Genomic DNA, 12,322 nt, shown 5'->3' on the forward strand with positions numbered 1-12,322 from the left:
CTGCTCCTGACCGCACGGATCGTGCAGGCGGGGGGAACCGCGACGATGGTGCCCCTTTTGATGACGTCGGTGATGCGATACGTGCCCGCGCACCGCCGTGGCGCGACCATGGGCGCCACGTCGATCGCCGTCGCCGTCGCACCCGCCCTGGGCCCCGCACTCGGCGGCGCGGTGATCGGCAATGGACATCCGGAGGGCGCTGCGGTTGGTGAGGGACACCTGGGCCTGATCCTGGAACCCTCGGGCGCGGTCGGTCTCGCCGCCGCACTGCGCCACGACCTCGGTGTCGCTTCCCCGGCCACGATCCTCACCGGCGGCGTTTTCTCCCCCGGCCTCCTGTGAGAGCTCGCCCCCGACCAGGCACGCACGGACCACACGGCTTCCCCGGAGGAGGCGGCTCACTAGGCCAGGAGCAGGGCCATGTCCCAGTCGGTCGTGGTGCGGCCGTCCGCGTAGGCGTCGAGGGCGAGAGCCGTCCCGGCGGCGCCTTCCAGGAACGCGGGGGTGTCGGCCGGCTGCGGGACGTCCGTGAGGGTGGCTTGGAAACCGAACCGGGATTCGGGGCGGAACTGGGCGAGGGTGCGGGCCGCCATGTCGTCGACGAGGTCGGCCAGGCGTCTGTCGCCGATGGACTCGTTCAGGACGGCCAGCAGGTGCATCAGACCGCTCCACCCGTGGCACAGGTTGGGGTTGTCGATGCTCCATGTCTCCGGATCCGTGGCCAGGAGCGGCAGCAGGGAGTGGTGAGCCAGCCGGACCCACTCGGCCCGGTCGAACGCCTGCCCCGCGAGCTGTATCGCACGGGAGATCCCCGGGGCGCCGTAGCACCAGGACGGGCGCTGACGAGGCGGTGGCCCCTGCGGCCCGGCCGCCCAGCCTTCAAGGGTCACGTGATTCGACCAGACCGGTCCGCTGCCGTCCTCACTTTCGAAAGCCCATGTCTGCAGGAGGCCGACCAGTTGCTCGACGGCTTCGCGCTGCCCGTCCACGACCGCGTCCTGCTGCCAGGCCAACGACAGCAAGGCCAATGGCCCGGCCACACCGTGCGAGAACCCGAGGTTGAGATGCCCGTCGGGCATCTCGACCTCCTGCCCCAGCCTGGGCGCCGCCCACGTCCACCAGCGGGGCACCTGTCGGCTCCGGTGGGTGATCTCACCGTGCGCCATGCGCGTCAGGTAGGTGAGGACGAGGCCCAGTTCCTCATCGCACTGTTCACGGCGAGCCAGCAGATAGCGGCCGACGCCGCTCATACCGCGAACCAGCTCGAACTCCCCGTTGGTGATCGTCGGGGTGTCACGCACCTCGGGAAGCGCACGGCGGACGAGGCGACGCTGATGGTCGTCGAGTCGGTCCAGAGCCGAGCGGTAGCCGCCGGTGGCGTGGTGGGCGACGAGGACGGCGACGGCGACGGCGCCCGGGCCCGTGTAGATGCCGGCCGGGGGGTGGGCGGTGGCGGCCATCGCCCGCATTGCACGGACGAGGTAGGCATGCGCTCGCGCCGCGTCCTCGGCGCTGGGGCGACCGCGCCCGGTGTAGGCCAACGACACTCCCGGGTAGCCGCTGGAAAGGGACAGGTCCGACCACAGGAGCTCCCGCACGATGACCGGCGATGAAAGGTCCGGGTTGAGGGCGTCCACAGCGGTGGCATCGGGGTCGGCGAGCCGGTCGAAGACCTGTGCGGCGACGTCTCGTGCCTCGTCCGCGTGCCGGGGCGCGGTCATTCGGCCTCCTCCTCGTCCCGGGCGTGCGCCAGGCGGCCCTGGTGGTCACGGGCGACGCCGCGCAGCACGGCGTATCCGATGTCCTCCTGGGCCCTGTCGATGCCGAGAAGGCGGTTGTGCTGCATGTGCAGCAGCGACAGGACGGCCTCGGCGTGCTCACCGGTACCGGGCGTCCCTCCCGCGTCGGACAGCAGCAGCGCACCGTACTTCCTGGTCTCGGGCGTGTTGGTCCACAGGTCGGTGAGGGGAGCGCCGAGTACCGGGGTCGCGCTCTCGGCGGTACGCCCCGGGACGATCAGCGACCTGGCTTGCTCCTGGTACCGCCGGTAGGTGGAATGGGCAGGCCCTTTGGGTACGACGCGGCTGATCCACGCCGACCAGTCCCAGTTGCCGAGCGACTCCAGCAGCAGCGCGTGGTTGACGGCCGCCAGCACCGGGGCGGACAGGGTCAGTCGGCCCCGCGCCCGCATCCCGAGCTGGGCCAGTGCCGACCGGGCGTCCACGCAGAACATCCGCTCCGCGTGGGGGAGGGCTTCCGGCCCGCCGTAGCGGTCGGTCTCGGGCCGGTAGGTGTCCAGGACCGTGGTTCTGATCACCCCGGCCTCCTGCCAGCCCCGGCTCACGGCGGCGAGCTGAGGCAGGACCGTCGTGCGCAGGGCTTCAGCCGCACCGTGCAGGCGGAGGCGGATATGGGGGTCCGGATCGCGGTATCGGATGAAGTGCCAGCTGCGCAGTTCATCTCCGACCGCGCGGACGAGAGCAGGCAGGCAGGTGTGCAGGAACTCGTCGTGCGTGTCCTGGACCGCGTAGAACTTGGCGTAGAGCCACTCCTCACCCGGTAGGTGCTGAATGCTGTGGTCCGTGGGCCGACGCGACGACACCGGGGGGCGCGACAGGCGCGTGGTCTGCTGCTGATCGTTCCGTCGTACGCCGCCGCCGGCCGGCCGCGGGAACGGTCCCGGCGCGGTGGTCCGGGCAAGGGGGATGACGACTTCGCCGCTGTGTCCGCCGGACCAGCCCAGTGCGCGACCGCCGTCCGTCAGATCCTCCATGATCGCCAGGGAGCCGCCTTGGCGGACCTCGTGGCGGAACACCTCCCGGTGCCAGGGATCCGTGAGGTCCACGCGGTACGTACGGTCCCACCGAGCGAGGTTCACCTCATCCGATACGCGGTAGCGCACGCGCCACGCCGCGACCGCCTCGTCCCATCCGGACGTGCCCTCTCCCGGCTTGCCGTCCGCCGCCTCGCGCAGATGCCGGTCGGGCACCCAGCGTCGAGGGAAGATCGTGACGCGGCCGTACGTCACCCGGGGGAGGTACGGCAGTCCCTCCAGCCCGCACCAGTTCCACCCTGTCCACGTCCTGGCCCGGCCGAAGACGAGGTCCACCAGCAGACGGGCCACGGGCGGCGCCTCCCGCTCGAGGGCCACCATGTGCGGTACGACGGGAAGAACCTCGCGTCCGTCGTCCGGCAGCACCAACCGCAGCCCCGACGCGTCCGGTGTCACAAGGAGTTGACGCCAGTCCAGGACGCCGGGCGCGCTTCGGTCGGCGTAGACGCCCACCGGAATCCGGTACGGCAGCAGGCGCGGAACCTGCGCCATATTGAGCGCGCGCTCCGTACGTGGCCGGTACAGCACTTGGGCCGGCACCGTCCCGGCATCACCCAGCCCGGCGAGGAGTGTCCGCAACTCGCCTTCCATCCCCGCGAGTTCGGCGAATCTGCCGAAGGTCGCCCCGGCCACCCAGGAACCCGGGTACGCCGGGGAGACGAGCCGGAAGTCGCCGCGGTCGATGGCCTCACCGCTCTCGGCCAGCAACTGGAAGCACAGCTCCAGCGACCTCGGAGGGCTGCCGGCCGCACCCGTCGCCTGACCGACGGCCAGCCGGTCGACCAGGTCGGAGGTGAGCCGGACCTCGTCGTCACCGCTCAGCAGCGCCTCCTGCACCAAGTCGTGCGTGAGGAGGCGACGCGCCTTGGGCAGTGGCTCCCCTTCGCGCTGCCCCGGGGACCGAGCATCGCCCCGTTCTCCGTATCCGGGCGGGAAGCCGATGCCCCGGTGCTGATCGACGAGGCGGCCCAGGGGAACCACACCGATGGTGCCGTACGCCTCCAGGAACCGATCACGGTACGTCCGCATGTGAGCGTGCGTCAGCCAGTCGGCGGACAGCTCCCACATGGCTGAGGCATAGCGGGCGGCCTCCTCGGTCACCGCCCGCGACAGCTGAACGTCGGCGTCCATGCGCAGATCCACGTGGACGGGTGGCCGGGCAGCGGTGCCCTCGGGATCGGTCAGCCGCATGAGCCTGCGCCACGCCGCGTGGCCCTCGCCCGGGGGTGTCGCGGCGTAGTCGTCCAGCGCCGCGCGAACGGAGCGGAGTTCCTCCTCCGCCCCGGGCACGCGAGAGACAGCCGCCGCGATGCGGTTGAACAGCGCATCGTCCAGGTCCTGCGGGGTGATGGACGTCAGCAGGAAGCCGTGCCGCATGAGTTGGTACAGCGTGGCGTCCACCTGGGCGGGGCCGAATCGAGGGAAGACGTCTACGGCCTGCTCCAGCAGCCCGGCGTAGGGGACAGGCCGCGTCGTCCGCTCGCACACCCAGCTCACCAGGGCCGTGTTGCGGAGGGATGCCTCGCTGCCGTTCCCAGGGACGACGAGCCGGTCGCCCCGGGTGCGGCAGAGATCGCTGAGTACGATGTCGATGCCGCGCCTCACCTCGGGCAGCGCGAGCCATTCCGTGACGCGTCGCGTCAGCCAGGCGGCGTCCAGCCGTACGGCCTTCCGCCCGGGACCGGCCAGGCTCACCTTCGTGGTGTCCGCCGCCCGCCCCGGTGCCACGCCGGCGAAGAGGCCGAACGGCGTGGGCCTGGTCTCGGCCCGCAGCGCGTAGCGGGAGAGGGCAAGTGCCGTACGACGCAGCCCCTTGCCCCCTGGGTGCACTCCCGAGTCGAGCCGGTCGAGGGAGTCGGCGAGGCTGCCGCTGGCCACGTGAAGCGCCTCGCGGAACAGCGGATGGCAGGCGGCTTCGCGCACCTGCTCGGCGGAGTCACCGAGGAGGCGGCCGGTCGGTCCCGTGCGGGGCATCGCCGAAATGCGCAGGAACAGGCAGTCCTGCGGCGTGTAGCGCGTGTAGTGGTCGTCGTCCCGCACGGATTCCGTCTCCCTCTCGGTTCCAGGCCTGGCACGACTCGCGTGGGGCGGGCGACAGGCCCCGCCCCACGCGAGTACGACGGGCGCTTAGGCGCAGCAGAGGTTGCAGGGCGACCCGAACGTGCTGGGTGAGGTGGCTCCGCCCGCCGCGAACGCGGGGCCCTCGCCGTCGGTCTCCGAGATCTGGATGTCGAGGTCCAGCTCGGTGAGGTCGGTGGTGTCTTCCAGCAGAAGGTTGGTGCTCATAGGACTCCTCCCGTTGTGTGGTTCGCCGACGTCGTTTGGCGTTGGCGAATGTGTGATTCTGCTTGAACCAAGGGAGCATATGTCTGATACATGGCCAACTTGATGTGCACTTAGATGGATTGACTGAAAAATACGGCCTCCGTGCGCCGGAAGGGAGGCTCTCCTGACGGCTGGATTTCCCCGGGGGCAAACAGATGATCCGGGTTGAGCAGGTGCCACCTGAGCCTCCGACCCAACGTTCCCTTCACGCCATGATCGGAACGGCTCAGCAAGGCGTCCCGGGCCGACCGGGCTGCCGCACAACCGCGTCATGTGAACCCTGCGTCAAGCGGCTTGTCCATGTCCGCGAGTAACCAGGGCGAGACGACGCCGGGTGTGTCGCGCGTCTCGTCCATCATCCCCATACGAGCGGCGATTTGAGCCGGGCTCGTGCCATTGTGACGAGCGAGGCGAAGGAAGGAAGCCGACGAGGGTCTGGTCGTCGAGTGGGCCGAGGCTGCGCGACAGCGGGCGGCGGGTCGAGGGCGGTGGCACGGCCGTGCTGGGCCAGGTCCTCCAAGGCATGGGCGGGGTGGACAGGACCCAACTCGTCGCCGACTACGCAGCGCAACAGCGCCAGCCATCGAGTCGTGGCCGGCGCCTCCTGCGTGTCAGGAGATTTGGTGCCGGAGACAAACCTCCAGGGCCCAGGCGAGAAGGCCGGGCGTGCCGCGTGTCAGACGTGGCCACCGCATCACCCGGAGGCTTCAACTCATTCCGGGAGTCCTGCGGTGGCCACCAGCGACGCTGAAGGGAAGCTCAGCGGCTGTTCAGTTGGTTACAGCCCGACCGGGTTGAGGTAGGTGGCCGGGCGGGTGGCGCCGTCCTGCTTGAGGATCTGGCCGCCGAACGGCCACTTCAGGGTGAAGTGCTCCGTCTCGTTCGGCGGGGTGACCAGGAACTTCGCGGGAACGAACTTCTCCTTCTGCGGCGCGGACTTGGCCACCGGGAGCAGGGTGATGCTGAAGTCCACCGTGTCCCCCTGCTCCAGGATCATCTTCTCGGGCGTCTTGGAGGAGCGCGCCAGCGACCAGGTGCCGTCGGTCGTCTGAGCGCCGATCATGTCGACGCCGGCGAAGCCGGACAGGGTGCAGGTGCGCTCGCTCTGGTTGGTGAACCAGATGTACGCCTGGGTCTGCTTCTCGGTCTGCTCCATCTCCGGCTTCGCGTCATCCCCCATGGCGAAGCCGGCCTTCAGGTCAGCGGTGTGGCAGCGGGTCGGCTCGGCCTTGGAGGCGGCCGAGGCCGGGATGGCGGCAGCGGCAGTGCCGGCGACGACGATCGCCGCAAGGGCCACGGCGGTCAGCTTGCTCTTCATGAAGTTTCGGTTTCCCCTCGCATACGAATCGGCGCGCGAGGTCAGTGCGCGCCTACGCGCTTGAAGATGTGCAATGCCCGGGGGAGGTTCGGTGTGCCGGAGAACCTTTTTTCCGACAGTCAGGCTCCCAACTGTGGCCGCGTACGGAAACTCACGCGGTGCGGGCCGATGCGGCGTCGTGGGGAGGACACCGCATCGGCCCGCGACCTCGGCGCCCGCGGACGCGCCGTTCGGAGGAGGAAGGTGACCTGCGTGTTCAGGGTCCGGGAGTGCCGTTCTTACTCACTGGCCGAGATGCGCCAGAAGGCGAACTGCTGACGATTCAGGACTGTGATGCGAACAGCGCTGCCAGGAGTGGCAGTCGGCCTCCAGGTGCACCGTGATCGCCGGTGGCAGACGGAACCCGAACAGGCGCAGAGTCTCCAGGATGGGGCGCAGTAGCGGTGAGTCGTTGCGGTTCACGTCGGCACCCACCCACCCCAGTGGCAAGCCTCCACCGTCGACCAGTACCGAGCGCTTCAGACCGCTCTTGCCTGGGTCCACCGGGCTGCGCCCGGTGTTCTGGCCGCCACCAGGGGCTTTCACGATGCAACCGTCCACCACGAGGTTCTCGAGGTCCAGACCGATGGCCTCGTCGTAGGCCTCCAGCGCCGGCTGGCGCAGCCGCTCGAAGAGGCCAGTGGCGATCCACTCGTCCCGCCGGGCCCTCATCGTGGTTGCCGAGCAGGTGTGGCCGGCGTGCTGCTGGTGGGTGCCTCCGAGCACGAGGCGGGCCAGGAGCTTGTCGAACACGACCCGGTCGGGGATGCGGGTGCGGTGGCAGCCCAACGGGTGAGCGGCCGCCTCCCGTTTGGGCAGGAGGGCTTGGAACTGGTCCCACAACGGTCGGTGATGGATGAGGGCAGGACGGGCACGTGACCTTCGCTTGGCTATAGAGGGCGTTGACCAGCAATCCCGGCCGGAGTGTGCCGCCTCAGCAATCGGGGCGGCAGACCCCGGGCGGGGCGAAGGTCACCCGGTCTGTTTCTGCATGTCCGCTGCGGGAGCGGGCGCGGGCATGCGCCAGGCCACGACCACACCGGTCACGAGGCCTATGGCGGCCAGCAGGGTGGCGACCAGGAATGGGTCGAGGGGGTGCAGGGCCGGGGCGAACCCGGTCCCGATGCAGACTGCCACCCCGGTCGCACCGCCCAACTGGTCGGCCGCGCGCTGCACACCCGAGGCGATCCCGGCATCGCCCTCGGTGACGCCGCTGACCGCGGCGTACTGCAGCCCCACGATGCCGAACCCCATCCCAGCAGCGACCAGAAGCATGGCCGGGATCATCGCCACCCCGCCTGCCTGCAGGGCCGAGACGAGCGCGATCGTGGCCATCGCGGCCGCGGTGAACCCAATGCCGACGAGCACGCACGCGCGTGCTCCCCAGCGGCCCAGCAGACGGGGCACGAGCATGGAGAACACGATCAGCGAGACCGCCAGAGGCAGCATCGTCAGGCCCGCGCCCAGCGGGCCGATGCCCAGCCGCTCCTGCAGATAAAAGGTGAACAGCAGGAACGAGGTCGACAACGCCCCGCTCAGCAGCGTCGTGGCCAGGTTGGCCGCCACACGCGTGCGGTTGGCGAAGAAGCGCAGCGGCAGCAGAGGGTTGCGTGAACGTGCCTCGACCCGCACGAACCCGGCCCCGGCGGCCACTGCCCCGGCCAGCGCCCCCGGGACCACCCATGCGGGCGTTCCAGGTTCACCAGCCTCGACCACGCCGAAGGTGAACAGCAGCGGGCAGGCGGTCAGCAACAGCGCGCCGGGAAGGTCCAGCAGCGGGGCGTCCTTGGCCACGGGCCGGTCACCCTCGACCAGGAAGACAGCTGCTAGCAGCACAACCAGGACGAACGGAACCGAGACCAGGAAGATCCACCGCCACCCCATGTGGGCCGTGATGATTCCGGACAGGACGAACCCGAGCACGAGACCGCAACTGGCCACCGCCGCCCACACGCTCAGGGCCTGCGACCGACGCGGACCTTCGGGAAACATCAGGACGATGGTGGCCATCGCGGCAGGCAGCGCGATGGCCTCACCCACGCCCTGCAGCAGGCGCGCGACCACCAGCAGGGCAAAAGTGGGGGTCAGGCCTGCCAGCAGGGACGCGGCGCCGAACAGGCCGGTGCCGAGTAGCAGTACGCGCCGCCGCCCGAGCAGGTCGCCCAGCCGGCCACCGAACATCAGCATCCCGCCGCCGGTGACCGTGTCCAGGGAGGGGCACCCGGGGCAGGCATCTGCCTGACGCTGCCCTCACCCGTAAGCCCGTTCGTCAGAGCTTCCTGGGCACGGGGGAGTGCGTTATCGCAAAGTGCCTATCCGCGTAACTTCTCAGGGACGTCTCGCCAATCCGTCCCGGGCCTCATGTGGGGTTGTGTCCTGATGCGATGAGCCGATACCGGATGCGACTTCCTGGCAGTCATCGGACCGTGGAGGCTGGCATGATGGTCCTCATGTCCATGTACCGAAAGGTCGATGCCGCGTAAGCGGCCCGGCGCGCTGCGCGCTCAACAGAACCCCCGTGCCGCGTGGAGCTTGCCTCCAGCCCGGATCCACGGCCTCTCTGCCCGAACCAGCATCGCCATAGATCGAGTGGAGCGGCTCTCAGGCGACTACTACATCTACCCTGGCGCCACCGAGCGTGCGCTGCGGCGGTATCGAGGATTTCTGCAACCCCCGGGGCGTCGGCCCCTGTATCCGCAGGATGCGGAGTGTTCGTGCCGCGGCTGTTCTTTCGACGACGTGCGGCATGTTCGCGACGTGCTTGAGGAGGTCGTGCGGCAGTTGCCTGCCAGGCCTCGCGCGGAACTTGAACGCCAAGTGCGTGCCCTGGATGCCAGGTACGTCGAGCGCACGCTGCCGGATCCCTTCGCCACTCATCGGCAGTGGCGTTCTGACCTCTGGTGGCGGAGCCGTCTGGCCGGCGGCCGGGAAGCTGGATGAGGAGCCCAAGCAGCGGTGAAATGATCAATGCGTGGCTGACGCGATCACGCGGCGCAGCCGTCCTGGGTCTCGTTTGCAGGGGGATACGAGGCGTATTCAGACGGCGGTGTTGGGTGGTGCGGAGTCGGAGGTGCCGCTGCCGTTGCCGTTGGAGGCGATCGAGGCGGGTGTCTTCCGTCAGCGGCACCGGGGGATGCGTTCTGGTGCGGGCTGTTGTGGGGCGGCTGTGGCGGGCAGTTGACGACGAAGTTGTACACCGACCTTCTCTGAACTACCGGCGGCAGCGCGTCAGCGGCTGTCAGCAAACCAGTGGCGTCTCCATGGATTCTCTGCACTTGTCAAGCGAGCGGCTGTGAATCCGTTGGATCTTGCTGGCTGAGCGTGACCGCCTTCGCGGCGGGCCCCGGAACCTCCGCAAAAACCTGTTGGCGGACCACGGCAACCACTGCTACTTTCCCGGAGGCCGTGCGAGAGAACGAGGAGGTGGTACCCGTGAACGTTTCGACATGGGTGCTCCCCTCAGGGGTCACGGTCGGGCGATAGGTCGTCCGGGAGCGCCGTTCAAGAGCACTCCCGAAAGGCACGACCATGCAATTCACTTCCGAGCAGCGCCTCGACGACGGCGTCCTCGAACGCGAATTCACCCTCGGCGAGATCCCCGGCACCCTGTGGACGCCTGGATCCGCCGCACCGGCCCCGCTGATCCTGATGGCCCACAACAACGGCCTGCCCAAGGGGGAACCCCGGCTGGTGGCCCGGGCCCGGCACTCTGCGACGCACGGCTACGCGGTGGCCGCCATCGACGCCCCCGGGTGCGGTGACCGGCCCCGTTCCGTCGCCGACGAGCAGGCCCGCGCCGACCTCCGCCGGGCGATGCAGGCCGGCGAGCCGCTCGATGAGATCTTCGAGTCCTTCATCGGCCCGCTGGTCGAAAAGGCGGTCCCGGAATGGCGGACCACCCTGGACGCCCTCCTGTCGCTGCCCGAGATCGGCGGCCCGGTCGGGTACTCGGGGTGGACCGCCGTCGGCATTCGGCTGGCGGTGGTCGAGCCGCGCATCGCGGCCGCCGGTTTCTTCGCCGGGGGTTACGTGCCCCGCGCCCAGCGCGAGGAGGCCCGGCAGGTCACCATCCCGCTGCTGTTCCTGCTGCAGTGGGACGACGAAGGGAACCCCCGGCAGCGGGCCCTGGACCTGTTCGACGCCTTCGGCACCAAGGAGAAGACGCTGCACGCCAATATGGGCGGGCACACCGGCACCCCGTGGTTCGAGGTGGAGGACGGCGACCGGTTCTTCGGCCGGCACCTGAAGTGAGGCCGGGCCGTCAGGCCGGCAGCAGACGCTGGGCGGTGCCGGCCAGGACACCGCTCATCGAGGACAGGTCCCGGCCCTCCTCGATGGCGGCGGCCGGCAGATGCACAACCGCCCCGATCGCGGCGGTACCGGCCACCGGCGGTACCGGCCGGTCGGGGCGGCGCTCGGCCACCAGCGCCGCCATCACCTCCTGGGACCACGCCGTGAGGCACTCGGCCCGTACCGGCCAGCGAGGAGGATCGGACCGGATTTTGGCGGTAGCGGGCTGAGGGCTGCGTTCGGTGCAGGCGTCCGTGCGTTCGTCTGACGGTGGTTTTGCCGGAAGGGACCGCGGCGGTGCCGTACTGTCCCGTGAAGCCGTGGCGAGCTGTTGGTGCTGATGCTCTCGCGCTTGGCAGTCAGGATGGCTGGACTTGGTCGAAGAGGGCGAGGGCTTCGGCGGGGTCCGGGCTCACGAGGCGTTCCAGACCGGCCGTCGTGATCTGCGCCCACCTGCCGGCCCGTGCCCACATCTGTTTCTCGAAGGCGCGGACGGCCTCGTCCAGATCTCCAGGTCCGGCGGTGGCGATGGACTCGGCGAGTTCGGCGCCTTCCAGCATCGCGAGGTTCGCGCCCGCCCCCAACGGGGGCATCAGATGGGCGGCGTCGCCCAGTAGCGTCACCCCGAAGACGTGGGTCCAGGTGTGGGACACGGGCAGGACGTAGAGGGGGCGGTGGACGAAAGCGGTGCCGTGGCGGAGGAGGTCGAGGACGGGAGCGGCCCAGCCGTCGAACAGAGCCAGCAGATTCGATCGCACGGCCTCGACGTCGGCCAGGTCCAGGTTCGTGTGCCAGTCCAGCGGTGCGCGGAACTGGGCGTACACCTTGACGTGGCAGCCGCTGCTGCGCTGGGCGACGAGCGCGCGGTTCACGCCGTACACAGCCACGGAACCGTCACCGATCAACCGGGCGAGGTCAGGGTGGCGGGCGTCGACGTCGTCCAGGGAGGTCTCGACCAGGGTGACGCCGGTGTAGTGCGGCGTCACCGACGAGACCGCCGGGCGGATCCGGGACCAGGCACCGTCCGCGCCGACCACGAGATCGAACGTCTCCTGTCGCCCGTCCGTGAAGTGGACCCGTACGCCGTCCTGGGTCCCCGGCACCACCTGCGTCACGCCCCGGCCCCACTGGACGTCGAGAGGGCCGAGCAGCAGGTCACGGAGTTGCCCGCGGTCGATCTCGGGATTGGCCCGGTCATCCGGACGGGGTCGCCAGTCGCGAAGGACGGTCCCGTCCGGATCCAGGATGCGCATGGCCTGGCCCTCGGGACGGGACAGCGCCTGGAACTCCGCCAGCAGCCCCGCCTTGTCCAGCGCGCGCTGGCCCATCCCTTCGTGCAGGTCCAGCGTGCCGCCCGGGGGGCGGGCGTCGGGGGCGGGATCGCGTTCGAGGACGGTGACGGGGTGATCATGGCGGTGCAGGACACGGGCGAAGGTGATGCCGGCAGGGCCGCTCCCGACCACGGCGATACGATGCCTCATGCCGATACACTGTATTTCCGCATGACGATGCATCGC

Annotated in this window: 8 protein-coding genes and 2 pseudogenes; 2 read left to right on the forward strand and 8 right to left on the reverse strand. The window is 69.8% G+C overall.

The window, feature by feature from the left end:
• On the forward strand, window positions 1-342 hold a 342-nt coding region (locus tag FPZ41_RS48545), incomplete at its 5' end, for an MFS transporter (RefSeq protein WP_228022907.1).
• Window positions 343-401: 59 nt separating this feature from the next.
• On the opposite strand, the gene FPZ41_RS22475 is transcribed toward FPZ41_RS48545, so the two are convergent.
• From FPZ41_RS22475 to FPZ41_RS22495, 6 genes and pseudogenes are all read right to left on the reverse strand, one after another.
• Window positions 402-1,721, reverse strand: coding sequence for a lanthionine synthetase C family protein (locus tag FPZ41_RS22475; protein ID WP_152865309.1), 1,320 nt, complete (start codon window positions 1,719-1,721; stop codon window positions 402-404).
• Window positions 1,718-4,873, reverse strand: coding sequence for a lantibiotic dehydratase (locus tag FPZ41_RS22480; protein WP_322620571.1), 3,156 nt, complete (start codon window positions 4,871-4,873; stop codon window positions 1,718-1,720). The genes FPZ41_RS22475 and FPZ41_RS22480 overlap by 4 nt, the downstream gene beginning before the upstream one ends.
• A gap of 87 nt (window positions 4,874-4,960) precedes the next feature.
• A complete protein-coding gene (locus FPZ41_RS47220) occupies window positions 4,961-5,119 on the reverse strand; it encodes a hypothetical protein (RefSeq protein ID WP_194236180.1) in 159 nt (52 codons plus the stop codon).
• A gap of 817 nt (window positions 5,120-5,936) precedes the next feature.
• Window positions 5,937-6,476: a DUF4232 domain-containing protein gene (locus FPZ41_RS22485; RefSeq protein WP_152865311.1), complete on the reverse strand. Its 540-nt coding sequence runs from the start codon at window positions 6,474-6,476 to the stop codon at window positions 5,937-5,939.
• Between the two features lie 363 nt (window positions 6,477-6,839).
• Window positions 6,840-7,390 (reverse strand): annotated as a pseudogene (locus tag FPZ41_RS22490) (IS5/IS1182 family transposase); the annotation flags it as partial.
• Window positions 7,391-7,487: 97 nt separating this feature from the next.
• A pseudogene (locus FPZ41_RS22495) lies at window positions 7,488-8,720 on the reverse strand (MFS transporter); the annotation flags it as partial.
• Between the two features lie 1,323 nt (window positions 8,721-10,043).
• On the opposite strand from FPZ41_RS22495, the gene FPZ41_RS22515 reads away from it, so the two are divergent.
• Window positions 10,044-10,766, forward strand: a complete 723-nt coding sequence (locus FPZ41_RS22515) for a dienelactone hydrolase family protein (protein ID WP_152865317.1) — start codon at window positions 10,044-10,046, stop codon at window positions 10,764-10,766.
• Between the two features lie 10 nt (window positions 10,767-10,776).
• Here the strand turns inward: FPZ41_RS22515 and FPZ41_RS47225 are convergent, their stop codons facing one another.
• Complete coding sequence (locus FPZ41_RS47225; RefSeq protein ID WP_194236181.1) at window positions 10,777-10,950, reverse strand: hypothetical protein; 174 nt, start codon at window positions 10,948-10,950, stop codon at window positions 10,777-10,779.
• A 214-nt stretch (window positions 10,951-11,164) separates the two neighbouring features.
• Window positions 11,165-12,286, reverse strand: coding sequence for an FAD-dependent oxidoreductase (locus tag FPZ41_RS22520; protein ID WP_152865319.1), 1,122 nt, complete (start codon window positions 12,284-12,286; stop codon window positions 11,165-11,167).
• Window positions 12,287-12,322: the final 36 nt, after the last annotated feature.

The sequence above is a fragment of the Streptomyces acidicola genome, assembly GCF_009377235.1.
In the GTDB taxonomy this organism is placed as follows: Bacteria; Actinomycetota; Actinomycetes; order Streptomycetales; family Streptomycetaceae; genus Streptomyces; species Streptomyces acidicola.

What these genes read in the sequence shown, in the direction of transcription:
- FPZ41_RS22475 (WP_152865309.1), bottom strand. Translation starts at nt 1,721, where the DNA reads ATGACCGCGCCCCGGCACGCGGACGAGGCACGAGACGTCGCCGCACAG.
- FPZ41_RS47220 (WP_194236180.1), bottom strand. Translation starts at nt 5,119, where the DNA reads ATGAGCACCAACCTTCTGCTGGAAGACACCACCGACCTCACCGAGCTG.
- FPZ41_RS22485 (WP_152865311.1), bottom strand. Translation starts at nt 6,476, where the DNA reads ATGAAGAGCAAGCTGACCGCCGTGGCCCTTGCGGCGATCGTCGTCGCC.
- FPZ41_RS22515 (WP_152865317.1), top strand. Translation starts at nt 10,044, where the DNA reads ATGCAATTCACTTCCGAGCAGCGCCTCGACGACGGCGTCCTCGAACGC.
- FPZ41_RS47225 (WP_194236181.1), bottom strand. Translation starts at nt 10,950, where the DNA reads ATGGCGGCGCTGGTGGCCGAGCGCCGCCCCGACCGGCCGGTACCGCCG.
- FPZ41_RS22520 (WP_152865319.1), bottom strand. Translation starts at nt 12,286, where the DNA reads ATGAGGCATCGTATCGCCGTGGTCGGGAGCGGCCCTGCCGGCATCACC.